This is a genomic window from Stenotrophomonas sp. YJH_SMC_43, from assembly GCF_059372535.1.
This window is the reverse complement of sequence record NZ_JCAFVQ010000004.1, coordinates 366,742-391,426: the sequence shown is the minus strand read 5'-3', so window position 1 is coordinate 391,426 and position 24,685 is coordinate 366,742. Positions and strand designations below refer to the sequence as shown.

The following is a 24,685-nucleotide window of genomic DNA, read 5'->3' as shown; positions in this document are numbered from 1 at the left end:
TCGGCGCTGGACGGTGAGTGCAATGTCATGGTTCAGCGTCACTTCGTTCACATGGATGAGCCTGCCGCATTCAAGAAGCCACCCCGAACGCCGCTAACGGCAATGCTGCGCCGCGTCGTCACCGCGCTGGAATTCCTGCTTGCCCCTGCATCCGCTCCGCCAGCCTGCGCACTACCTGTTCGTGCTGCCCGTCCTGCTGGTTGCCGTAGTGGTATGGACCGCATTGGATACCGCAGACGTGGCCAGCCCGGCGCAGCGCATCCTGCCCTGGCTGCTGGCCTGCCTCGGTGCCGGCCTGGCCCTGCTCTACCACCAGGTACGTCCGCTCTGCCTGCTGCTGGTGGTGGCGGTCATGTTCGCGCTGCTGCACCAGGACGTGGGCGGCTACCTGCGCAGCGGCCATGTCGGCGCGCTGACACCCCTGCGCTTCCATGCCATCTCGGCGTGGCTGCCATTGCTGTTCGCCGGCCTGTCGTTGTGGCCGGAGCGCGGGCGTCGCCGCCACGACCTGCTGTTGCGCTCCGTCGCCAGCGGTACGGCATTGCTGATCTTCCTGCTGCTGGCCACGCAGCAGCCGCGCGGCATGCACGATCTGCTGTCGAACCGTCACTGGGCGTGGATCCCGGCCGACTGGAACGCGCTGGCGCAGCTGCCGGCGCTGCTGTTCCTGCTGGCCACGGCGGCGCTGGGCTGGCAGGCCTGGCGGCATCCGCGGCCGCTGCACACGGCGATGCTGCTGGCCCTGCTGTGCCTGTGGTGGATGCTGCCACGGGTATTCCTGCAGCCGGTGCTGCTGCCAGCGCTGAGCAGCGCTGCCCTGCTGCTGATGCTGGGTGCGATGCTGCAGGAGTCCTTCCACATGGCCTTCCGCGATGAGCTGACCGGCCTGCCCGGGCGCCGCGCGTTCAACGAGACCCTGCAGCGGGCACGCGGCACCTACAGCATCGCGATGGTGGACGTGGACCACTTCAAATCGTTCAACGATACCCACGGCCACGACACCGGCGACGACGTGCTGCGCCTGGTGGCCTCGCGGCTGGCGCGGGTCGGTGATGGTGGACGTGCGTTCCGCTATGGCGGCGAGGAGTTCGCGGTGGTGTTCCTGGACCGCCCGGCAATGGCCTGTGTCGATGCCGTGGAAGCCTTGCGGCAGAGCATCGAGGACACGCGCATGCAGCTGCGTGACCGCAGCACCCGCAGCCGCGACGATGACGCCGGGCGCCAGCAGCGCGGGCGCGGCGGCAGCGGACAGGTAGTGCAGGTAACGGTAAGCATCGGTCTGGCCGACACCCGCGTCGGTCCGCGGCCGACGGCCGTGGTCAAGGCTGCCGACCAGGCGCTGTACGTCGCCAAGGACGGCGGCCGCAACCAGGTGCGCGCCTATGCCGGGCAGGGCGTGCTGGCAGTACGCGGTGGCTGAGGCTCAGAGCGCGTCGAGGTAATACCAGCGGCCTTCGATGCGCAGGAAGCGGCTGTGCTCGGTCATCTTCACCGCGCTGCCGCCGCCCACCCGGTAGCGCGCGGTGAACCGGACCTCAGCGCTGTCGGCGCCGGTGACGGTGTGCTCGTGCACGGTCAGGCCCAGCCAATGCGTACGCTGACCGGGCGCATCATCCAGCGACAACTCGGCCGGACGCGTGTCCGGGTGCCAGCTCTGGCGCAGGTAGTCGGCCACGCCCCGCACATAGGCGCTGTAGCGCGAACGCATCAAGCGCTCGGCATCCGGCGCGGCTTCACCGGCGTGGTAGCGGCCGCAGCAGGCGGCATAGTCGGCGGGCAGGCCGCAGGGACAGGGATCGGCAGGTTTTCGGCTCATATCAGCATTGTCGCCGGGTTGCGCGGATTGATCCACGCACGGCACAGGTCGCCGGGTACAGGACAGGCGTATGCTGTCGCGCCCCCACCTTGATTGATCGCCGTGCTGGAACTGGTTCCCCCCGAGTTGTGGTGGCTGGTGGTGATCGCCTTCATCGCCGGTCTTGTGGATGCCGCCGTGGGTGGCGGTGGCCTGGTGCAGCTGCCTGGACTGTTCACGGTGCTGCCGCAGCAAACGCCGGCGATGCTGTTTGGTACCAACAAGTTCAGTTCGATGTTCGGTACCGGTGCGGCGGCCTGGCGCTATGCGCGCAATGTGCGCTTCCCGTGGAAGCCGGTGCTGTTCGCGGCCGGTACGGCCTTCATCTTCTCCTTCGCCGGGGCCACGGCGGTAAGCCTGCTGCCCAAGGACGCGGTGCGCCCACTGGTGCTGGTGCTGCTGATCGCGATGCTGGGCTACACACTGTGGAAGAAGGACTTCGGCGCGCTGCACCGCCCGCAGGAGATCGGTCGCCGCGAGCTGGCGATCGCGCTGGCGATCGGTGCGGCGATCGGGTTCTACGACGGCTTCTTCGGGCCGGGCACCGGCAGCTTCCTGATCTTCCTGTTCGTGCGCTTCTTCGGGCTGGATTTCCTGCGCGCGTCAGCGGCATCGAAGGTGGTGAACCTGGCGACGAATGTGGCGGCGATCTCGTTCTTTGTGCCGACCGGCAACATCCTGTGGCTATTCGCGCTGCCGATGGCAGCGGCCAACATCATCGGTTCGGTGGTGGGCACGCGACTGGCGCTGAAGGGCGGCACGCCGTTCATCCGCAAGCTGTTCGTGGGGCTGGTGGTGGTGCTGATCGCGCGGATGGCGTGGGATACGTTCCGCGGTGCGTGAGGGACGTTATGAAATGGCAGGTGCCAACCTTCGTTGGCACATTGTTTCAGGTCGCGAAGAGCAGCCGAGCATGGCTCGGCCCTACAGGTGGATTGCCCGAGGCGCTCAGGCCTCGGCTTCTTCCGGTTCGTTGGCCTGCTGGCGGCTGCGCTCGGGCAGCTTCAGGCGCTTGCCTTCTTCGTCGTACTCGATCAGCAGCACGCCGGAGTCGTGGCGGCCGCTGATCTCGACGAAGCAGGCGCCGCCGATGAACGGTTCCAGCGTCATCACCGACTTCAGCGGGGTGGCGACCACCATCTGGAAGCCGAAGTTGTCGAAGATGTTCATCGCCAGCGCGGTGAACTCGTTATCGGCCTTGTCGAAGGCTTCGTCGAGCACCACTGCGGCGTAGCTGGGCAGCTGGCTGTCGGCACCACCGAGCTGGTAGCGCAGCGCGGCCGCCAGGCAGGTCGTGGCCAGCTTCTGGCGCTGGCCACCGGACTTGCCGGCGCCGCTGCGGTAGATCTCGACCTGCTGGCGCGTTTCCGCATCCAGCTCGACGCCGATGAACTCCACGTGCATGCGCACGTCCAGCACCAGCTCGCGCCAACGCTTGTCCTCGCCTTCCTGCGAGCCCAGGCGGTTGACCAGCTGGCGCAGCACGGTGAACTGCGATTCGGCCAGCTCGCGCTGCTCGGTCTGCTGCTGCGACAGCACTTCGCGCAGCTGCAGGTGGAACTCGCCGACTTCCGGCAGGCGTCGGTCGTTCAGTTCGATGGTCAGCAGCGTGCCTCGGTTGAACGGCACCTGTTCCAGGCTGGCGTTCACTTCGTCCAGGCGCTGGCCGATCGACTTGCGGGCCTCGGCGCTGTGCCGCTGCAGGGCCAGCAGGTTGTTCTTGCTCTGGTTCTGCAGCAGATCGAAGAAGCGCTCTTCGTGCTGCGGCAGGCCATCGCGTTCCAGGCGTTCGAGGCGCGCGAGGAAGTCCTCGGCCGAGGCCACCGAGACGGTGAAGTCGCCCGATTCCTCCGGCCACTGCTGGATGAAGCGACGGAAGCAGCCGATCAGCTGGTTCTCGATGCGGTTGAGGTCCTGCTGCGAGGAAGACAGCTGCTCGTTCAGCGCGTTGCTGACCTGGCGCATGTGCGCTTCCAGCGTTTCCAGACTGAGCGGGCCCTGCTCCTGAAGGCGCTCGGCGAGGCCGGCTTCCTGCTCCTGGGCCAGGCTCGGCAGCACCAGCGCACGGCTCTGCTGGCGTGCGCGGTCAAGGCGATCGCGCTCCTTGACCAGCTGGCCGCGCTCGACACGCACGTCTTCATAGGTGCGGCGCGACTGTTCGATGTCCGCGCGCACCGCGTCGATCTGCTTGGCCAGCTTGGCGAGGTCGGCATTGCCTTCGCGCAGGTCGCGCAGCGTCGCTTCGATATCGCTGAGGCGCTGCTGCGGGGCGGCGATATCGATCTCGTTCCAGCTGATGCTGACCAGCTCGTGGCAGGCCAGGCGGCGTTCGTTGTCGCGATCACGCTGGCCACGCAGGCGCGCGATGTCGGTCTCGCAGCTGGCGATGCGCTTGGCCAGCTCCTGTGCTTCACGCTCGAAGGCGCCGACCTTGTCGTGGTTGTTGAAGCCGAGAATCCAGCGACGGCGGTCACCCACGGCACTGCGGTCGTCCTTCTCGAAGCGGTCGCCCGGATGCTTGACCTGGCCTTCGCGGGTGATGCCGCGATCGACGTTGCGCAGCTGCTTGGCATCGACGCACTCGTAGTCGAAGCGCTTGCCAAGCTCACGGCGCAGCCAGCTTTCGAACACGTGCTCGCGCAGTTCCAGCTTGTGCAGCAGGGACTTCGCCGACGGCTCGCGCGCGAACGCATCATCGTTGCGGCGCACGCGGTAGTAGGTGAAGCGCATGCCCAGGTGGGTGCGGTTCACCCACTCGGCGACGTCGTTGTAATGCTTGTCATCGACCAGCAGCGACAGCGCGAAACCGCCCAGCACGCGCTCGATGGCACCCTGCCAGCCCTGCTCTTCGGAGCGGACCTGGATCAGTTCGCCAACGAACGGCAGCGCTGCTTCGGCGATGCCCGTTTCCTCGGCCAGGCGCGCGCGCAGCTTCTGCATCGGCGCAGGGATGTTGGACGGCGTGCGCTGCATCGCTTCGAGTTCCGCACGGACTTCGCCGAAGCGGCGCTCGTCATCGCGCTTGCCACCCAGGCGATCGCTGATCGCGTCGTCCAGCGCCGAAGAGGCACGCTGGCGGTCCTGCAGCTCGTTCTGCGCGCGCTCGACCAGCTCGGCGAAGCCGTGGGCGTCGTCCGGCAGTTCCGCCTGCAGCTGCTGCGCCGCCTGGCGTGCCTGCTCGCGCTTGGCCTGGCGGCGGTCGCGCTCAGCTTCGGCACGACCCTGCTCGCGTTCCAGTTCCTCGATGCGCTCACCGCCCTGCTGGCGGCGCTGCAGCTCCAGTTCGGCCAGGCGCTCGGTGTGGTTGTCCAGTGCGGCACGGCGCTGGGCTTCTTCGCCAAGCAGGCCGCGGTCACGCACGTCCATCTCGCGCAGGCGCGCCTCGATCAGCGCCTGGCGCCGGCTTTCGCGGAAGCTGTCAACACCGAGCTTCAGCGCTTCGTCGTCGCCACGCCGGCGATGCATTTCCTTCAGGTCGTTGTAGTAGGCGCGCGCCGGCAACAGGGTTTCCACCTGGCGGCGGGCAGTGACCACCGCCTGGTGCGCGCCATCAAGCTCGGCGAAGTCGCTGACCAGGCGCTCGGCGGCGTCGAAGGTCTTCGGCGTGTCGAGCATGAAGTCGCGCAGGAAGACATTGAGGTCGCCCAGGTTCTTCGCCGACTGCGTCTTGTGCAGCAGGCGCAGCGCCATCTCGTTGTCGATGCCGAGCAGGTCGCGGAAGCGCTCGGCGTAACCGGAGAAGGTGTCGAAGTGGTGCAGGTCGGACAGCTTCTGCTTGAGCTTGCGCAGGTCCAGGTCGAAACCACCAAGATCCTTGGCGATGTCGAACGGGCGCTCGGCGATCATGTAGTGCTTGCGCACATCGCCAGCCGAGGTGCCGTTGCCGGAGATCCACAGCAGGCGCACCAGGCTGACCACGCGGCCATCGCCGGCGCGGTATTCCAGCACCAGCGCGGTCCAGGTGGCGCCCTTGCGCAGGTACTGGGTGGCGATTTCGCCGGTACCGCTGTCCTGCTGGTCGGCCCACGCGCCACGCACGTAGGACACCAGGTTGCGGTCGCGGCCACTGCGCTCGGCTTCACGCGCGGCGGCGTTGAAGTCAACGATGGCCGGCGGCGTCAGCAGCGCGGACATGGCATCGAGCAGGGTCGACTTGCCCGAGCCGGAACGGCCGACGAACAGGAAGCCGCGCTCGGCGATCGGCACTTCGGTCAGGCCGTTGAAGGTGCCCCAGTTGTGCACCTGCAGGCGGCGCATGCGGAACTGCTGCAGGCGCGGGTCCGGCAGGCCTTCGTTGAACAGGGCGGGAGTGTGCTTGGAGATAGCCATGCGATGGTCGGGTCTCTCAGGCCTCGGCGGCCGGGGTTTCGCGCAGCTGGCGGTAGACCGCCGAGAGCTGGGACACGTCTTCGGCGGAGAACAGCAGCTTCAGCGCCGGCGAGACTTCGTGGCGGTCTTCCTGGCCGCTGAGGCGGGTCAGGATGTGGTTGTCCTTCATCTTCTGCACCGCCGAAGCGACACGGCGGTTGAAGCCGGCGCGGTCGGTGGACAGGTTCTTTTCGTAGATGGCCAGCGCTTCGGCCATCTCGGCATCGGCGACCACCGCGCGGTTGCCGCGCGCATCGGCCTCGGCCAGCTGCTGGCGAAGGTACAGCAGCAGCACCGAGTCGATGAAGGTCAGCGGCGAGGTGCGCAGCAGCACCGGCGCATCGACGTCTTCGGTATCGGCCTGGCGGGTGAACGCCACGCCGCTGTCACGATCGAGCACCAGTTCCAGGAACAGGTCCGCCAGCGACGAGCGGATGGCCGCCTCGCTGCGGATCAGCGCCGGCCACAGTTTGGCGTGGCGCAGCTGGTCGATGCTGGGGCCGATCAGCAGCTGGCACAGCGCGCGGCGTGCATCCAGCGGCAGGCGCCCGGTATCGCCGAGGTAATACACGTCGTTGCCACGGCGGGGCTGCGCCATGGCCGCCACCGGCTCGGCCTCGTAGGCGTCTTCCGCCACGTCGGCCTGCGGTGCGTCGATGGGATCTTCATGCCAGCTCATGGCGTCTCTCCTGAGTGAACCAAACCAGCGGGATGCGGGCGCGACGGATCTGGCCGTCGCCACCACGCCATTGCGCAAGCTCCTGCTCGCCGGCAACCACGTTGCCGAAGCGCGTGCCCAGCGACAGGTAGCCGATGACACTGCCGAGGCCCTGCGGCGCTTCGCGCTGCGACAGGGCCTGGGCGATGCTGAGCCGCGGCTGTGCATCGAGCAGGTCGTGCAGGTCGCGGCGCAGGGTACGGAAATCGATTTCGGACGAAGCGACCAGATCACCGACGCTTTCCAGGCTGATGGCCGCGGCGTCGTTGTACTCGACATTGCCATCGACCTGGGCACTGCGCGGATCGTGCAGCCTCCACTGCGACCACGAGCGCAGGCGGCTGGTGGTCAACTGCAGGTCACGGCCGATGCCACGCTGTGCGGGGAATTCGTCGCGCAGAGCCAGTGCTTCGGACTGCGCCTGCTTCAGCAGCTGGTTGAGGCGACGCTGTTCCAGGTAGCCACGGCTCTGCACGAAGCCGCGCAGGCTGCGCGCGAAGTTCTGCAGCACGTCGTGCACCTGGCCACCGCGTTCGAGCATGGTGCTGGTGAAGCTGCGCAGGAAGTTGCGTTCGTTGCGGTCCAGGCGGCGCGCAAAGCCACGCGCCAGCACCGCTTCCAGCGCGGCATCGAGCTGGGCGCTCTGCTCGGCGTCGTTGAGCAGGCGCCAGAACGCCTGGAAACTGCGCCCGGCATCGCTCTCGCCGATGACGTCCACACCTTCGAACAGCTGCGACAACACATCGCCGCGCTCGCCCTCGTCGTCGATGATGCGTTCGCGGAAATCGCGATTGAGCTGCTCGAAGTCATCGCGCACACGGCGGAAGTCCTCGGTCAGCTCGTCGGCCAGGCCGATGATCTGGCGGGTGCGTTCCAGCGCGCGCTTGCCGTCCAGCGCAACCACGCGGCCAGTGCCGACCCGGGCGATTTCGGCATCGATGCGGTCGCGCTCGTCGTGCAGCGCGGACAGGCGCGCATCAGGATCGGCTTCGGTCTGCGCAGCCAGCGCCGAGAGCTGCTCAATGACCAGCGCCAGGCGGCTTTCGGTGGCGGCCACGCGGGCCTGCTCGAGGCCGTCGGCGAAGCGGATCGCCTGCAGTGCGGCGGTGGACAGCTCGTACTGCTCCTGGTCGGCGCCTTCGGGCAAACGGCGTTCCAGCCAGCCCTGGGCCAGCCAGTGCGCGATGTAGGCCTGCGCGGTACGCGGCAGCTCGCGCGAGAGTTCATCGCCGGCCAGCTGGTCCAGCGCGCGCTGCAGGCGCTCGTTGAGCACCGACGAAGGCAACGTGCGCTCGCCGTCCATCAGCAGGCCCTGCAACAGGCCGATGATTTCCGGGGCGTGGTCGGCGGCAAGCAGCTTCCACTGGGGCTGTTCGCGCAGGTGGCGGTAACGGGCAATGCGTTCGCGATGCTTCATGCAGCGAAAGAAGTCTGTAGGGCTGACAGGGACGAGCCGCCATGCACGGCTGCCGCGGGGGCAGCCGTGGGCATGCCGGCCTGCAGGGGCCGGCGCGGTGCGGGCAAGCGGCTCAGCGCTTGCCGCCCACTTCGATGAAGCGCAGGAACTCGGCGCGGGTGCGCGCGTCGTCGCGGAAGCTGCCCAGCATCTTGGAGGTGACCATGCTGACGCCGCGCTTGTGGATGCCGCGCGTGGTCATGCACTCGTGGGCGCCTTCGACGACCACGCCGACACCGATCGGCTGCAGCACATCCTGGATGCACTGGGCGATCTGCGCGGTCATTTTCTCCTGCACCTGGAAACGACGGGCGTAGGCTTCGACGACGCGGGCCAGCTTGCTGATGCCCACCACCTTGCCGGCCGGCAGGTAGCCGACGTGCACGCGGCCGATGATCGGCGCCATGTGGTGCTCGCAGTGGCTTTCGTACTCGATGTCCCGCAGGACGATCAGTTCGTCGTAGCCGGCCACTTCCTCGAAGGTCCGCTCCATGTAGGCGCGCGGGTCGTCGCGGTAACCGCTGAACCAGTCGCCATAGGCTTCGGCGACACGGCGGGGGGTATCCAGCAGGCCTTCACGGGACGGGTCCTCACCGGCCCAGCGCAGCAGGGTGCGCACGGCATCCTCGGCCTGGTCCTGGGTCACGTCGCCCTGCGGGGCGGCCTTTTCGTTGTTCTTGCTCATTGCGTACAGCGTCCCGAACGGGGGGCGAGCATCGTACCCGACCGGGGGGTGGGTCGTCCTGTTGGGACGGTTCATCGGGGGTCTCTTGCAGCGCCTCGTTGCAGCTGAGCGAGAGGGGGAGGGGCAGGCCAGGCAGGACACGCCGCAAGTACGTCCCTGTAGGCTCGGCCACGGCATCCATGCCGTGGACGGTCCTGCCCGGCCTGCCCCTCCCCCTCTCCGACAATTTCCTGCGGGCGCGGCCGGACCGCCCGAAAGCGGGGTCAAAAGCGGGGGTTCATGGCCTCGGAGGCGGCCCGCCGCCGCCCTGGTGGGTGCGGACCGTTGGTCCGCACTGCTTCCGCTCTTGCTTCTAAGAGCCAACCCACCGCGCTCGCGGGGTGTTGGGCGGGCAGCGGGGGCCGGGCGGGGCAGGACCGTCCGCGGCATGGATGCCGCGGCCGAGCCCCCAGGGACGGGTTTACGGCGTGTCCTGCCCCGTCCGGCCCCCGCCGCCCCACCCGGCACCAGGCAGGCGCAACGCTTTCCTCAACCCACCCACCCATTCAGCAAAAACCATTGATAGGAATGAAATTAGTAGTATCCTATCTATCTCTTATGGACCGACCCCTCGACGAGCGCACCGTGCTGCAGATGCAGCTCAGCTCCGGCCTGCTGTACGCAGGGCGGCAGTGGCAGCGCCTGGCCGACAGTCGGCTCGGCAGCTACGGCATCTCCACCGCCTGCACCATGCCCCTGTTGATGATCGGCCGCTCCGGCGGTGGCATCCGCCAGGTGGCACTGGCCCAGCAGCTGGGCATGGAAGGGCCCTCCCTGGTGCGCCTGCTGGACAAGCTGTGCGCCAGCGACCTGGTCCGCCGCGAAAGCGATGCCAGCGACCGCCGCGCCAACCTGCTGTGGCTGACCGACGCCGGGCAGGCGCTGGTCAGCGAGCTGGAAGACCAGCTGATCGGCCTGCGCCAGGACGTGTTCGGCGAGCTTTCCATGGATGAACTGCACGCCGTGCTGAAGGCCTGGCGCCTGCTGGCCGAGGCCGCCGACCGCATCACGTAAGAGCGCTGCCCCCGAACACCGCCGCTGCCGTGCATACGCCAGCGGCTTTTGCCCGTTGCCGTTGTTCTGTTGTCCCTCCCCTCCCCCACCTCGCCCCCGCCCCTTCCGATGCCCGGTGAATTCAGTCTCCATGGAGTGTTCGTCCCGACCCTGCTCGGGTTGATGTTGTTGGCCTACTTGGTCAACAGCGGCCTGCACGCGCTGCTGCAGCGTGCCGGCGCCTATCGCCATGTATGGCACCCGGCGCTGTTCAACCTGGCGCTGTACGGGATCGTGCTTGGCCTGCTGTTCCACCTCCTGCGTTGGATGCAATCGTGAACAAGATCGTGAAGAAGACCCTGCCCATACTGCTGACCAGCGCAGCCGTGATCGTCGCCCTGCTGGTGCTGCGCCAGCTGTGGGTCTATTACATGGATGAGCCGTGGACCCGCGACGCCCATGTCGGTGCCGACGTGGTGCAGGTGGCACCGGACGTGTCCGGGCTGGTGGAAACGGTGAACGTGGCCGACAACCAGGCGGTGAAGAAGGGCGACGTGCTGTTCGTGATCGACCGCGCGCGCTACCGCATCGCGCTGGAACAGGCCCAGGCCAGCCTGGCCGAGCGCCAGGCCTCGGTGGCGCAGCTGCGCCGCGAAATCGGCCGTGACCGCAGCCTGCAGGATCTGGTCGCCGCCGAGGACGCCGAAGTGCGCCGCGCCAAGCTGCAGGCTGCACAGGCTGCGCTGGGCACCGCACAGGCGGCGGTCGACCTGGCCGAGCTCAACCTGGGCCGCACCGAGGTGCGCGCACCGGCCGATGGCCGGGTCAACGACCGCACCATGCGCGTGGGCGACTACGTGATGGCCGGCAAGCCGGTGCTGGCGCTGCTGGACACCGGCTCGTTCCGCATCGACGGCTACTTCGAGGAAACCCGCCTGCGCGGCGTGGCCCCGGGGCAGCGCGTGGACATCCGCCTGATGGGCGAATCGGCGCCGCTGCGCGGCCATGTCGAGAGCATCGCCGCCGGCATCGAGGATCGCTACCGCAGCAACGGCAGCACCCTGCTGCCGAACGTGACCCCGGCCTTCGACTGGGTGCGGCTGGCGCAGCGCATTCCGGTGCGCATCGCCATCGACGAAGTGCCAAAGGGCGTTGAGCTGATTGCCGGCCGTACCGCCACGGTGACCGTACAGACCAACAGCACCAAGCATGCAGACAAGGTCGGCACCGCGCCGACACAGGCGGGCCTGTGAACGCCACCCTGCCCCGTCTCGGCCTGATCGTCGCGCTGGCCAGCCTGGCCGCGTGCAGGACCGTCGGCCCGGACTACGCGCTGCCGGAAGGCTCGGCGTTCAAGCGCCCGGAGGCCAATGCGGCCTTCATCGATACGCAGAACCCGCAGGTGGCCGCCAACCAGGCGCTGCCCGACCGCTGGTGGTCGTTGTACAACGACCCGGTGCTGGACGGGCTGATCACCCAGGCGCTGCGTGACAACGTGGAACTGAAGGCCGCCGATGCGCACCTGCGCCGCGCCGCCGCCGTGTACGAACAGGCGCTGGACGCCGGCGGCTTCGAGTACGAGGCCGAGGCCGGCGTCAGCCGCGCGCAGCTGTCGGCCGAATCGTTCCTGCAGGAGCACGAGCTGCCGGTGATCAACCTGGCCGATGGCAAGTTCGCGGTCAGCTACCAGTTCGACCTGTTCGGCAAGCTCAAGCGCGGCGCCGAAGCGGCGCGTGCCGACGAGCAGTCGGTGGCGGCGGCACGCGATCTGGCCCAGGTCAGTGTGGTCGCCCAGGTGGCCGACAGCTACCTGGAAATCTGCCATGCCAACCACGAACTGCACGTGGCCGAGCATTCGCTGCAGCTGCAACAGCGCAGCCGCACCGTTACCGAGCGCCTGATCGCGGCTGGCCGTGGCACGCCGCCGGAGCTGGCCCGCGCCAATGCCCAGGTGGCGCTGCTGGAAGCTGCACTGCCGCCGCTGCATGCGCAGCGCTCGGCGGCCGCCTATTCGCTGGCCGCCCTGCTCGGGCAGACCCCGGGCCAGCTGCCGGCTGGCGTGATCGACTGTGCACACGCCCCCGGCCTGGCGCAGCCGCTGCCGGTCGGTGATGGCCGCGCGCTGCTGCAGCGCCGCCCGGACGTGCGCCAGGCCGAACGCAAGTTGGCCTCGGCCACCGCGCGCATTGGCGTGGCCACCGCCGAGCTGTATCCGGACATCCGCCTGGGTGCCTCGGTGGGTGCCGCCGGCCTGCTGGAAGACTTCGGCACGCCGATGACCCAGCAATGGTCGATCGGCCCGCTGATCTCGTGGACGTTGCCGTCGTCGGGCACGCACGCGCGCATCCACGCCGCCGAAGCCGGTGCCGACGCGGCGCTGGCCGAGTTCGACCACACGGTCCTGCAGGCGCTGCGCGAGACCCAGACCGCGCTGGACCGCTATGCGCAGGACCTGCGCCGGCTGCAGTCGCTGCGCATCGCGCAGGAGCAGGCCGCACTGGCTGCCGAGCAGAACCGCCGGCTGTACCAGGGTGGCCGCACGCCGTACCTGTCCAGCCTGGATGCCGACCGCAGCCTGGCCACCAGCGATGCCACCCTGGCCGCCGCCGAAGCGCAGGTCTCACGCGACCAGATCCATCTGTTCCTGGTGCTGGGCGGCGGCTGGCAAGCCAGCACCGCTGCGGCCGGCACCCCGACCGCAGCGAAGTAAGCCATGAACGCGCTGACCGACCGCCAGGCCTGGCTGTTCTCGATCAAGACCTACCTGGCCGCGGTGGCCGCGCTGTACATCGCCATGGCCGGCAACCTGTCGCGCCCGTACTGGGCGATGGGCACGGTGTACATCGTCAGCCAGCCGCTGCTGGGCCCGACCCGTGCCAAGGGCGTGTACCGCATCGTCGGCACCCTGGTGGCCGGCCTGGCCACCCTGCTGGTGCTGCCGGCACTGGTGGAAACGCCGCTGGTCCTGAGCGCGGCGATGTCGATCTGGCTGGCCGGCTGCCTGTTCATGGCCCTGCTCAACCGCGGGCCGCGCGGCTACGCGTTCCTGTTGGCCGGCTACACCACCGCCTTCATCGGCTTCCCCGCAGTGACCTCGCCGGAAACCATCTTCGACACGGTGGTGGCGCGCAGCGAGGAGATCATCCTCGGCACGGTGGTGGCGGTGCTGTTCGCCTCGCTGCTGTTCCCGGCTTCGGTACGCCCGATGCTGCGCGCGCGCATCGGCAACTGGATGGAGGACGCCGCGCAGTGGTGCCGGCAGATCCTTGAACGTGGACGCGCGCACGCGCCGCGCAACCGGCTGGCCGCCGACCTGGTGCAGTTCGAGGCACTGATCGAGTTCCTGCGCCGCGATGATCCGCGCCATGCCGGGTCTGCGGTGTCGATGGAGCGCCTGCGTGAGCGCATGCTGCTGCTGTTGCCAGTGCTGTCCTCGATTGCCGATCGCCTGAGTGCGCTGCGCAGCGACGGCCAGGCCCTGCCCGAAGGGCTGCCGGCGCTGGTCGATGACATCCACGATTGGCTGGATGGCCCGACCAACGCCAGTGAATACGCCCGCCTGCGCGCGCGCATCAGCGCGCTGAAGCCGCAGGTGGACCGCGACCTGCAGCACCTGCAGCTGGCCAGCCTGCTGCTGCGCCTGGAAGAACTGGTGGACCTGTGGCAGGACTGCCGCACCCTGCAGCATGCCATCGACCACGGCACCGCGCCGCTGGACCGCGCGCACTACCGCATCCGCACCGAACGGGTGGCCGCCGACAAGCACGTCGACTACGGCATGGCGCTGTTCTCCGCGCTCAGTGCCGGCGTGGCGCTGATGAGCTACTGCGTGCTGTGGATCGCGCTGGGATGGGAAGGCGGCGGCAACGGCGCGATGATGGCCGCGGTGACCGCCGCGTTCTTCGCCGCACAGGACGATCCGGCACCGAGCATGGTGTCGTTCCTGGTGTGGGCGATGGTCGCCTCGGTGGTGGCCGGCGTGTACCTGTTCGGCGTGTTCCCGGCCGTGCACGACTTTGGCCTGCTGGCACTGGTGCTGGCGGTGGCGTTCCTGCCCCTGGGGCTGATGCTGCACCACCCCAAGAGCGCGTTGTTCGCGCTGCCGCTGACAGTGAACCTGGCCGCGCTGCTGAGCCTGCAGAACACCTACAGCGCCAACATCCAGACCTTCCTCAACTCGTCCATCGCAATGTTCATCGGCATTGGCTTTGCGGTGGTGATGACCCGCCTGTTCCGTTCGGTGGGTGCCGAATGGACCGCGCGCCGGCTGGTGCGGCAGGGCTGGACCACGCTGGCCGAAGCCGCCGAAGGACGTGGCCAGCAGGACCGCCAGCGCTTCGCCGCGCGCATGCTCGACCTGCTGGGCCTGCTCGCACCGCGCCTGGCGGCGACGCCCGAGGGCAGTGACATCGCTTCGGTGGACATGCTCAATGAGGCGCGCATCGGCCTGAACATCCTGCAGCTGCGCCGTGCGCGGCTGGAGCTGCCCGAGCGCAGCCGCGAAGCGGTCGAGCACATCCTGGAAGAGATCGCCGTGCATTACCGCCGTCAGATCGCCGCGCGCAAACCCATTGTGGCGGGCGAGGCGCTGCGTGAGCGGCTGGATACTTCGCTGGGCCGGGTCGGCAGCGTGGGCGCCTGCAAGGCCCGCGACGAGGCGCTGATGGGCCTGATCGGCCTGCGCTTCGCGCTGTTCCCGGAGGCGAAGGCGTTGGCGCCGGGATGGGAAGGCGCCGAATCGCCGTCCGTGTAATGCGATCCGCCAGGCGCGGCCCGGCGCTACCATCGTGGTTCGGTAGCGCCGGGCCATGCCCGGCGGCCACTCGCGATCCCCACAGGACGGTTCAATGAGTTACGACATGATGGTGTTCGAGGCCAGCGCCGCCCCACGTGAGGCGGCGGCTTTCATCGCCTGGTTCGAAAAGCAGACGCAGTGGAACGAGCGCCACGAGTATGACGACCCGGCCGTCAGCAGCCCGGCGCTGCAGGCGTGGTTCACGGAGATGGCGCAGGACTTCCCGCCGTTGAACGGCCCATTGAGCAACGACGATGACGATCGTGCCGAAGTGACCGAGTACAGCATCGGCCGCGAGGTGATCTATGGCGCATTCGCCTATTCGGTGGCCGAGCGCGCGCATGGTCGCGTGCAGGACCTGGCCGAGAAGCACGGCGTGGGGTTCTTCGATGTGAGCGCCGATGAAGCGGCGATCGTGTTCCCCGATGGCCTGGTGCTGATGCCGGAGTAGGTATGGCGGCAGGGCTGCGCCCTGCACCTGCCGAATCAACAGCAACGGCAACGTCAGATGCGTGCTATCCGTGGGTTGGCGGGGGCGGTCCGGTTGCGGGGGACACTGCAAGTACATCTCTGTAAGCTCGGTCGCCGCATCATGCGGCTCACGCCCCCACAACCGGGCCCACCCCGCCTTCGACAGTTTCCCGCGATCTGTCGGAATGGCATGGCTTGCTTCTGGTGGGTGTCGACCTTGGTCGACACGGTAGATCCACGCCCTGCGTGGATGAAGGTGCGCGTTGTGATTGGAGGAATTGGAAGGACTGAGGTCAGAACAGCTGGCCCTGCACCGTCGGTTCTTCGATCGGTATCGATGGTGCTTCGATCACGTCTTCCGCACCCAAGCGCCAGGCCAGGCCACCCAATCGACTGGCGTGGCGTTTCAATGCGGCCTGCAGCACCTCTGCGCTGCCTGCTACGTACAGGCGTTGGCGGGCACGGGTCAGGCCGGTGTAGACCAGCTCGCGCGACAGCACGCGGCCGTCCTGGCGTGGCAGCTGCAACCACACTTCGTCGAACTCCGAGCCCTGTGCCTTGTGTACGGTCATCGCGAACGCGCTTTCGTGCGTGGGCAACGCGGCCGGGTGGAAGGCGCGTGGCTGCTCGACGGTATCGCCGGGGAACCAGGCCACCATCGCGCCGCTGCCATCGCGCAGGCAGATGCCGATATCGCCGTTGAACAGGCGGTGCCGGTAGCTGTTCTCGGTGACCAGCAGCAGGCGGCCCTGGAAGTAGCCCGGGGTGTTGCCTGCCAGCAGCTGTTCGATACGGCTGTTGAGCCCGCGCGCGCCCTGCGGGCCTTCGCGCAATGCGGTCAGCACGCGCAGGCGCCCGGCCTGCTGCAGGGCACTTACCGGATCAGCGGCCTCGGCCAGCGCGCGCCAGTGGCCGAGCAGATGCTCGCGTTGGCCACGCAATGGATCGGCTTCGCCTTCATGGAAATGCACGCCAGCCAGTGAACCGCCACGCAGCAGCTGCAATGCGGTGCTGCTGTCGCCTTCGCGCACGGCATGCGCCAGCGGCGCCAGGTCCAGCGCATCACTCTGACGGTAACCGCGCTGCAGCTGCACGCGGCGGCCAGCAAAGGCGCGTGGTGCCGCCTGCGGCTGCAAGGTGGCCGGCGCCAGCAGTCCATGCAGTGCCTGCGCGTCGTCGGCGCGGGTGCCGATGCCATCGCCGCTGGCGCGCAGGATCGCGCTGAGCACATCACCGGCTTCGACCGACGGCAACTGATCGGGATCGCCGAGCAGGATCAGGCGGGTGCCGCTGGCAATCGCATCGACCAGCTTGGCCATCATTGGCAGATCGATCATCGACGCTTCGTCGACCACCACCACGTCCACCGCCAGCGGATTGTCGGCGTGGTGGCGGAAGCGCGGCGAATCCGGAATCACGCCGAGCAGTCGATGCAGGGTGGTGCCGCTGCTGGGCAGTGCCGCGCACAGCGTCGGATCCAGTCCCTGTTCCTGCAAGCGTTGCACGGCCATGCGCAGGCTCTCGGCCATGCGCTCGGCAGCGCGACCGGTCGGGGCGGCCAACGCCACCTCGGGCAGCGGCTGGCCGGCATGCCGGGCCTGCGCCGCCAGCAGCAGCAACAGGCGCGCGATGGTGGTGGTCTTGCCGGTGCCGGGGCCGCCGGTGACCAGTGCCAGCGGATGGCGCAGGGTCACGCCGGCTGCGCGTGCCTGGTGATCTTCACTGTTCAATGCCTGCGGGAACAGCTGCGCGAACAGCGGCGCCAACGCCGTCATGTCCGGCGCCGGCAGCGGATGCCGGCCGATGCGCTGCAGCCCGGCCGCCAACTGACGCTCGTACTCGCGATAGCGGCGCAGGTAGAGCAGGCCGTTCTCCAGCACCAGCGGCGCATCCTCGGCGATGGCATCGGCCTGCTCCGGCGTCGCTACCCAGGGCGATGCGCGCAGCTGCGCCAGCCAGTCCTGCGCGGCAGGCCACTCGGGCACGCCTTCCAGCAACCGCTGCGGCTGTGCCGGATCGAACGCGGCGTGGCCCTGCGATACCGCCAGCGAGGCCAGCGCCGCCGCCAGCGCCACACTCTCGGGCGTGTCGTCGCGCAGCCGCTGCAGGCTGGTCGCCAACGCGTGATCAAGAGTGCGCAGCTGGCCCTTCTGGTGCAGTTCCTTCAGCAGGCTCATGCGCTGGCCCCCCGCGCACGTGCGGCCAGTTCGGCCTGGGCCTGCTCGCCACCGGCGAACAACGCATCCAGGGCATCCACCAACGCCAGCGGGAAACGGTCCACATGCACGCCATTGCCGGTGCCATCCAGGCCGCGGCAGAACAGGTAGCGGATGCCGCCCATGTCACGTTCGTAGTCGTAGGCCGCGCCCAGGCGGAAGCGCAACCAGCGATGCAGGGCCACGGTGTAGATCAGCGCCTGCAGGTCGTACTCGCTGTGCCGCATGGCAATGGCCAGCAGGTCCGGGCTGTAGCCGGGCAGGCGGTTGGACTTGTAGTCGAGCACGTACCAGCGCCCGTCGCGCACGTAGGTCAGGTCGATCATGCCGGTCATCAGCCCTTCCAGGCGGCGACGCTGGCCGAAGCCTCGACGACCACTGGAAACGCCGTGCGCATGAAGGACCTGCAGCAGCGCCGGCACCGTGGTCGGTTCGATGGCGAAATGGAAGTCGATTTCTGCGCGGCGCTCGCCTTCACCCAGGCTGTGCAGCGCACCGCCTTCAGGTAGCGGCACGGTCAGCGTGTGGCCAACCAGCGGCACCAGCACGGCCACGCCGTCGTCCAGATCGACATCGGCATAGCCTTCGTCGTGCAGCGCCTTGCGCAGCACCTCGGCCTGCCCCTCAGGGGCTTCCAGGCCCGGCTGCCAGTCAGCCCAGGCAGCAAAGTCGACGTTCTCCATCGCCTCATGCAGCACGTTGCCGAAGCGACTGCCCATGAAGCGCGGATCGAGCGGGGCGTTGTCCTCGGCGGCCGCGGTGGGTTCAGGCAGCGCCGGTTCCAATGGCAGTTCCGGGCCGGCCGGTTCGTCGGCGGCCGGTGCCGGCAGCTCGGTCGCGGCCGCTTCGATATCGCTGCCAACGCCTGCATCTGCGTGGGCCAGCTGGGTAAAGCTGTACACCCACCAGTCGTGCGGCACGCGCCGGGTCAGTGCACGCACGGCTGGAAGCTCACCTTCCACTTCGGCCGCCAGCTGCGGCAGCGTGGCCGGCGCCTCGCTGTCATCGATGTGCACATCGGCGAGCGCGCGCAGCGCCTGCAGGTCACCCAGCAGCGGCGCCAGCCGCGTCTTGCCGAGCCCGGCCAGATCACCCACGGCGATCCACAGCGCATGCTCGGCGCGGGTCAGTCCCACATACAGCAGGCGCGCATCCTCGGCGCGCTGCTCGCGTTCGCGCTGCGCGGTGGCCACTTCCCAGGCCTCGTCCTTGTCCAGCTTCCAGTGCAACTGGCGCTGGCCGCCGACGTGCACGGTGCAGTGCGAGGCCGTGTTCGGTGCGCCGCCGTCGATGCCGACGAAGGGCAGAAACACCAGCGGATACTCCAGGCCCTTGCTCTTGTGCAGGGTGATGATCTGCACGCGGCGCGCGTCCGATTCCAGGCGCAGCAGCTGCTGCTCGTCATCCTGGTCGGCGCTGGCCATCTGCCCCTGCAACCAGTCCAGCAGCCCGTGCATGCCCAGCGCCTGCGCGGAGGCTTCCTGCAGCAGTTCACCCAGCTGCAGGTAATTGGTGAGGCGGCGCTCGCCATCGATCAGCGCCAGCAGACGCTCGCCCTGCGCGGCACAGACATCGGCGATCACCGCGAACGGCCCGCCGCGCTGCCAGCGCTCTCGCCAGTGCAGCAGCTGCGCCTGGAACCCGCGTTGCAGGTCGCCCTCGCGTTCCATCGCCGCAATCGCACTTGCGCGCTGGCCGAGCAGTACCGTGGCCAGCGCTGCGCGCAGGCGGCCCTCGTCGGCCGGTTGCAGCAGTGCCAGCAGCAGCGCACGCAGATCACGCGCTTCAGGCGTGGAAAACAGGCTCTGTTTGCCGGCTGCCACTGCCGGAATGCCGACCGCGGCCAGTGCGCGCTGCACCAGGGTGGCCTCGCGATGCGAGCGCACCAGCACCGCGATGTCACCGGGCTGCACCGGGCGCCCACGCAACACGGCATTGCCCGCACGCGCCTCGACCAGGATCTGGTGAATCGCGGCCACGCAGGCCTGGGTCGCCGCATCGCGCGAGGCATCGGCGCTCATCGCCTTGTCACCGCCACTGCGCAGCACGCGCAGGGTGAGCGCCGCGGCGGCATGGCCGTCGCGCTGGTAGTCCGCATCGCTGCGCACGCCACCGGGCCGCACCGGCTCGAACTGGATGTCGCGTTCGAGGAAGGCGTCTTCGCCGGCGTTGTCGTACAGCGCCTGCAGCGCGCGCAGCACAGCGGGTCGCGAGCGGAAGTTCTGGTCCAGCACCGGCGCCTGCTGCGCCACCTGCTTGGCCTTCAGGTAAGTGTGGATATCACCGCCGCGGAAACCGTAGATCGCCTGCTTGGGGTCGCCAATCAGGAACAACGCCGGTGCCAGGCCCAGCTCGCGCACCTCCGGCGAATCACCGAACACGGTGTGGAAGATGCCCCACTGGCGATCGTCGGTATCCTGGAACTCATCAACCAGCGCGATGCGGTACTGCGCGCGCAGCTGCCTGACCAGCGTCAGTCGCTGCGGGCCTTCCAGGGCGAGCGCTACGCCATCGATCAGATCGTCGTAGGTCTGCACCCGGCGGATGCGCTTCAGTGCCAGCAGCCGCTGCGTGGCGTCGGCGCGAAGCGCGTGCAGGAAATTCAATGCGGTGGCACGCAACCAGGCATCGCGTTCGGCCAGCAGCACGACATAGCGCGCCAGCGGTGCCTGCAATGGCGACGACGGCGTGCGCTCGGCGAATTTCTTGTTGGTCTTGGCGGCCAACGCCTCCGGCAGCAGCGCCGGCAGGCGTTCGCTTATCAGCAGCTCGCGCGGGTCGGCGCGCTCGGCCCAGGCCAGCAGCTGCCGGCCCAGCGGATGCAGCCAACCCAACTTGTAGGACACGCCGTTGAGCCACTTGTTGTCGACCGCATCGCAGAGGTCGATGAAGAACTGCTCGCCATGCTCGCGCACGCTTGCGGACAGTGCTTCTGCCGCGCTCTGCAATGCCGGGTGTGGATCGGCCAGTGTCACCGGCTGTGGCAGCGGATGCAGCGGTGGCGTGCCCAGCAACGCGCGCAGATCGGCGGCCAGCGCGTCCGGGTTGGACCACAGCCAGGTCAGCGGCTCCAGCGTGACCGGGTCGTTGGCGTGCACCCGCCACAGGTCGGCCGCCAGCTCCTCCAGCAGCTCGCGGTCACTGGCCAGCAGTTCCGGCGGATCGAAGGTATGGCCGCTCTCCAGCGCATGCTCGCGCAGCACGCGGGTGCAGAAGCCGTGGATGGTGAAGATGGACGCCAGATCGATCTCGTCTGCGGCCACCTGCAGGCGGCGTTTCAATGCGGCGGCGCTTTCGCTGCCCTCGTGCAGATGACGCTGCAGCACCTCGCGGGTGAGGCGCACGTCCGGCGCTTCGCCCTCGGCCGGTTCCAGATCGACCAGGCGTGCGGCCAGCGCCAGGCGCTCGCGGATGCGCTTGCGCAGTTCCTGGGTAGCGGCGTCGGTGAAGGTCACTGCCAGGATCTGGCCGATGCGCAGGCCCTGCTCCACCACCAGGCGGGTGAACAGCGTGGCCAGGGTGAAGGTCTTGCCGGTGCCGGCGCTGGCTTCGATGAGGCGGATGCCGTCCAGCGGCAGGGTCAGGTAGGGATCACGGCTGAGGGATTCGATGCCGTCTTCGGCGATGGCGGTGCTCATGCGTTGCCCTCCTGGCGTGCTTCGGCGCCGAGAGTGCGGCCTTCGCGCACCGCGCTGAAGACCACCTGGCTGTTACGCAGCAGGTCGGCATAACTGGCATCGGTGGCGAACGGGTCTGCGCCGCGCAGCAGCAGCTGCCAGGCGTCGCTGCTGGATTCACCCCAGGTGCGGTCGCTGCCGTGCCATTGCTTCCAGCCTTCGCTGCGCTGTTTTTCTGTCGGCGCGTTGTACAGCACCCAGCCGGTATACGGGGCAAAGCGCAGCGGCTCGCGCAGGCCACGCTGGCGCAGCTGCAGCAGCGCACGCAGCGCCGCGCGCGCCGCCGGAACGCTCAATGCCGGCAGCACATGCGGGCCGGGGCCGGCATCGCCGCCATCGTGGAACTGCACGAGGGGCAGCGCGTCGCCAGCGGCGTTGGCCAGCAGCCAGTCCAGGCCCTGGCGGATCACTGCATTGCCATTGAGCGTGCCGGCACGCAGGCGCACCAGCCCTTCGGGATGCCGATCGGCCACGCGGCCATGCAGGCGCACGCCATCGATGTCCACTTCGTAGCGGCGGCTTTCCAGTGGATCGCCCTGCATCCAGCCCAGCAGCGCACTGGCATACGGGCGTGTCTTCAACTGCTCCACCTCGAACTGGCGCTGGCCCAATGGACCTGACGGCAGCAGGCCACGCGCGCGCAGCCGCGGGTACAAGGGCTCGGTATCGCCGCTGAGCGTGGCGCGTACCACCGCCGCCTGCACGCTGCGCTTTTCCGGCCCGCGCGACGACAGCACCAGCGGTTCCAGGTCATCGACCTCCTCGACATCGTCGGCCAGGCGCAGGCCCAGCGACTGTGCGAGGAACTGCCCGGCCGGGTCGCACAGGAAGCGGCGCAGGGTATCGAGCGCGACCTCCTCTTCCACCGCATCGTCGAGCGGCGGCGGCAACGGTGCATCGAACCATGGTTGCAGGCCACCGCGCTGGCCGGTCAGGCGACCGGCGGCCGGATGCCACTGGCGGCGATAGCTGAAGCGGCGTGGATCGCCATCACCGAACGCGGCTGGCGAGAACGGCTGCAAGGCGTGACGCACGGTGAAGTCGCGGACCGCCGCAGTCGGATCGAGGTGATACGCGGCGGCGGCATCGATCAGTTCGCTGACCAGTACCGACGGCTCACGCACGCTGCCATCGCGCGGATCGGCGCCGAGATAGCTGAGATAGAACACCTCCTGCGCGGCCGCGAACAGCTGCAGGAACAGGAAGCGGTCATCCTCGCGGGTGGAGCGGTCGCCCGGACGGCGGCGCGGCGTATCCAGCTCGGCGGTGAGCTGGTTGAGACCGGCGGCAGGGTCACGGCGGGGGAAATCGCCATCATTGAGACCGAGCACGCAGATCACCCGGAACGGCAGCAGCCGCATCGGCACCATGCGGCCGAAACTGATGCCACCGGTCAGCAGCGGTGCGCGCGTATCGGCCTCCCCCAGTACGCCGGCGAAGTGCGAACGCACCACCTCCGACGGCACGCCGTCTTCGAAACCGGCCTTGGCGGCATCGTCGGCGAACTGGTTGAGCAGCTTGCGCAGGCGCTCCAGCGCGCGCTGGCTGTTGGGCGAGCTGGGCGCGGTGGGCAGCAGTGCATCCAGCAGCGACAGCAGGCGCTGCCGCCACTGCGCCGGGGTCAGCAGCTCGCCGAGGCGACGCTGATAGATCGCCAGCACGCGCAACAGGCGCAGCAGCCGGTCCAGCGCGTCCAACGCGCCGCCTTCCAGTTCGATCCACGGCGCCACGCCGGCCAGGTCAGCCTCACTGCCGGTGGCATGGCCGAGTACCAGGCGATCCAGCGCGAACTGCCAGGTGTAGGCGTCGTCGGCCGGTGCCTGGTGCTGGTTGCGATGCTTCGCATCCAGGCCCCAGCGTGCACCGGCCTGCTGCAGCCAGCCATGCAGGCGATCGAAGTCCACCGCTTCCAGCCCGGCCGCTTCGGCCAGCGGCGCGCTGGCCAGCAGGTCCAGCACTTCGTTCAAGCCAAAGCGCGAGACCGGCAGGCCCAGCAGATGCACGAACACATCGGCCAGCGGCTCGCCCGCCAGTGGACTGCTGTCGGCCAGCGCATACGGAATGTGCTCCTCCTCGCCGCCGCGACCGCCGAACACGGCTTCCAGGTACGGCACATAGGGATCGATGTCCGGTGCAAGCACCGCGATCTCGCGCGCCTGCAGCGGCGGGTCGAAGCGCGGATCCTGCAGCAGGCTGCGCAGCTGGTCGTGCAGCACCTGCAGCTCGCGCAGCCGGGTATGGCAGGCGTGCACCTGCAGGCTGGGGTCGTCACTGCGCAGGCCTTCGCGCAGCTCGCCCGAGGGCAGTGCGCGGCGGTGGAACAGATCGCGCTGCAGGCGATGCAGCAGGCTGTCGGACAGGCCGCCTTCGTCCAGGGTCGGCCGGGTGTCCTCCTCCGGATCGGAATAGGCGGCGATCTCGCCGGCCGGATGCACCACCTCGTAACTGCCCAGCACCGCCATGAAGTCGCGGCCGGCCGCACCCCAGGCTTCCAGCAGGCGGTTCTCGCCGGCCGCTTCACCGAAGGGATCGGGCGCGCCGCTGCGCAGGCGCTCAGCCAGCGTCTGCAGGTCGCCCCAGTACGACTGAACCGGGGTGGGCATGTAGAAGTGCAGCTCGCCCACCCGGGCCTGGGTGGCCATCACCCGCAGCACGTCGGGCGAGATGTTGAGCGTCGCGAACGCAGACATGCGCGGCGGCAGGCCTTGCGGCAGCGGCTGGCCGGCGCCTTCGAAGCGGTCCAGGTACTCCTGGATGCGGCGGGCGCGATAGTCGTGGCCCCGGGTGATGGTGCGCCACAGGATTGCCTGTGGATCGGCCGGATCGGCGCCGGCCGCCCAGCGCAGCAGCCAGTCACGCCGCCAGGCCTGGTACTTTTCGAACACCGAGGCCAGCTCGCCGGCCAGCGCCCACGGCTTCAGAGCATCATCGCCGGCAAGATACGACTGCAGCGCGCGCATCGGTGGCTGCGCCAGCAGCGACGGATCGCGCAGCGCCTGGTACAGCTTCCAGTGCAGGCCGGCGGCGTCCAGATCGTCCTGCTCACCGCTGACGTTGGCCTTCAGCGCGCGCGCCACGAACTCGCCCGGGGTCAGGAACTCGAGGTTGGCAGCAACGCCGAACTCGGCCGCCAGTGTCGCCTGCAGCCAACGCCGCATCGCCACCTGCGGGATCAGCACCACTTCCGGCGCCAGCAGCGGCTGGCCCGGTACCGGCGCACGCACGTTGCGCGCCAGCAGCGCGGCCAGCACGTCCAGGGAGTTGGAATGGTAGAGGCGGAAATCGCTGCCTGGGTCACTCATCATGCACAGTGTGCAGGACGGCAGGCAGTATTCAATGGTCAGCCCATCGCCGGTACGGATTGTTCCGGGCTGCCGGGCGATTGTCCCGGCCTGTGCGAGGCCTTGCCGTG

Annotated in this window: 16 protein-coding genes; 8 read left to right on the top strand and 8 right to left on the bottom strand. The window is 68.7% G+C overall.

Translation table 11 applies throughout. From position 1 onward, the window contains the following. The first annotated feature begins 139 nt into the window (after window positions 1–139). Window positions 140–1,420, top strand: coding sequence for a GGDEF domain-containing protein (locus tag AC5QAH_RS18745; RefSeq protein WP_049452704.1), 1,281 nt, complete (start codon window positions 140–142; stop codon window positions 1,418–1,420). A 3-nt stretch (window positions 1,421–1,423) separates the two neighbouring features. On the opposite strand, the gene AC5QAH_RS18740 is transcribed toward AC5QAH_RS18745, so the two are convergent. After that, window positions 1,424–1,816 (bottom strand): YchJ family protein, encoded by a 393-nt coding sequence (locus tag AC5QAH_RS18740; protein ID WP_049452705.1) that lies wholly within the window; start codon window positions 1,814–1,816, stop codon window positions 1,424–1,426. A gap of 102 nt (window positions 1,817–1,918) precedes the next feature. Here AC5QAH_RS18740 and AC5QAH_RS18735 point away from each other — a divergent pair, with 102 nt between their 5' ends. Continuing rightward, window positions 1,919–2,698, top strand: coding sequence for a sulfite exporter TauE/SafE family protein (locus AC5QAH_RS18735; protein ID WP_049452707.1), 780 nt, complete (start codon window positions 1,919–1,921; stop codon window positions 2,696–2,698). 105 nt (window positions 2,699–2,803) lie between these two features. Here AC5QAH_RS18735 and AC5QAH_RS18730 read toward each other — a convergent pair whose 3' ends face one another. From AC5QAH_RS18730 to folE, 4 genes are all read right to left on the bottom strand, one after another. Further along, entirely contained in the window at window positions 2,804–6,184 is a 3,381-nt protein-coding gene (locus tag AC5QAH_RS18730; protein ID WP_495232492.1) for an ATP-binding protein, read from the bottom strand. Window positions 6,185–6,200: 16 nt separating this feature from the next. Beyond that, complete coding sequence (locus AC5QAH_RS18725) at window positions 6,201–6,902, bottom strand: DUF4194 domain-containing protein (protein WP_049412890.1); 702 nt, start codon at window positions 6,900–6,902, stop codon at window positions 6,201–6,203. Further along, the gene (locus tag AC5QAH_RS18720) at window positions 6,889–8,358 is read right to left on the bottom strand and encodes a DUF3375 domain-containing protein (protein ID WP_010487509.1); all 1,470 of its coding nucleotides are present in this window, start codon (window positions 8,356–8,358) and stop codon (window positions 6,889–6,891) included. The genes AC5QAH_RS18725 and AC5QAH_RS18720 overlap by 14 nt, the downstream gene beginning before the upstream one ends. Window positions 8,359–8,470: 112 nt before the next feature. Beyond that, the gene (gene folE, locus AC5QAH_RS18715; RefSeq protein WP_004141296.1) at window positions 8,471–9,082 is read right to left on the bottom strand and encodes a GTP cyclohydrolase I FolE; all 612 of its coding nucleotides are present in this window, start codon (window positions 9,080–9,082) and stop codon (window positions 8,471–8,473) included. 597 nt (window positions 9,083–9,679) lie between these two features. Between folE and AC5QAH_RS18710 the strand changes: the two genes are divergently transcribed. The 6 genes from AC5QAH_RS18710 (at window position 9,680) to AC5QAH_RS18685 (ending at window position 15,360) form a co-directional block, all read left to right on the top strand. After that, window positions 9,680–10,135, top strand: coding sequence for a MarR family winged helix-turn-helix transcriptional regulator (locus AC5QAH_RS18710; protein WP_008265191.1), 456 nt, complete (start codon window positions 9,680–9,682; stop codon window positions 10,133–10,135). A gap of 108 nt (window positions 10,136–10,243) precedes the next feature. Continuing rightward, window positions 10,244–10,453, top strand: coding sequence for a DUF1656 domain-containing protein (locus AC5QAH_RS18705; protein ID WP_010487502.1), 210 nt, complete (start codon window positions 10,244–10,246; stop codon window positions 10,451–10,453). After that, a complete protein-coding gene (locus tag AC5QAH_RS18700) occupies window positions 10,450–11,367 on the top strand; it encodes an efflux RND transporter periplasmic adaptor subunit (RefSeq protein ID WP_049412888.1) in 918 nt (305 codons plus the stop codon). The genes AC5QAH_RS18705 and AC5QAH_RS18700 overlap by 4 nt, the downstream gene beginning before the upstream one ends. Beyond that, window positions 11,364–12,824, top strand: coding sequence for an efflux transporter outer membrane subunit (locus AC5QAH_RS18695; protein WP_010487499.1), 1,461 nt, complete (start codon window positions 11,364–11,366; stop codon window positions 12,822–12,824). The genes AC5QAH_RS18700 and AC5QAH_RS18695 overlap by 4 nt, the downstream gene beginning before the upstream one ends. Before the next feature lie 3 nt (window positions 12,825–12,827). Further along, window positions 12,828–14,867, top strand: a complete 2,040-nt coding sequence (locus AC5QAH_RS18690; RefSeq protein WP_049412886.1) for an FUSC family protein — start codon at window positions 12,828–12,830, stop codon at window positions 14,865–14,867. Window positions 14,868–14,961: 94 nt separating this feature from the next. Next, on the top strand, window positions 14,962–15,360 hold the full coding sequence (locus AC5QAH_RS18685; RefSeq protein ID WP_010487495.1) for a hypothetical protein: 399 nt from the start codon (window positions 14,962–14,964) through the stop codon (window positions 15,358–15,360). Between the two features lie 313 nt (window positions 15,361–15,673). On the opposite strand, the gene recD is transcribed toward AC5QAH_RS18685, so the two are convergent. The 3 genes from recD to recC are packed head-to-tail and all read right to left on the bottom strand — an operon-like array spanning window position 15,674 to window position 24,578. Beyond that, on the bottom strand, window positions 15,674–17,557 hold the full coding sequence (gene recD / locus AC5QAH_RS18680; RefSeq protein WP_049453848.1) for an exodeoxyribonuclease V subunit alpha: 1,884 nt from the start codon (window positions 17,555–17,557) through the stop codon (window positions 15,674–15,676). Continuing rightward, window positions 17,554–21,234 carry an exodeoxyribonuclease V subunit beta gene (recB, locus tag AC5QAH_RS18675; RefSeq protein ID WP_049453850.1) on the bottom strand — a complete coding sequence of 1,227 codons (3,681 nt, stop codon included), beginning with the start codon at window positions 21,232–21,234 and terminating at the stop codon, window positions 17,554–17,556. Before recB ends, recD begins: the two co-directional genes overlap by 4 nt. Then, complete coding sequence (gene recC / locus AC5QAH_RS18670; protein WP_049412878.1) at window positions 21,231–24,578, bottom strand: exodeoxyribonuclease V subunit gamma; 3,348 nt, start codon at window positions 24,576–24,578, stop codon at window positions 21,231–21,233. Before recC ends, recB begins: the two co-directional genes overlap by 4 nt. Between the last annotated feature and the right edge of the window lie 107 nt (window positions 24,579–24,685).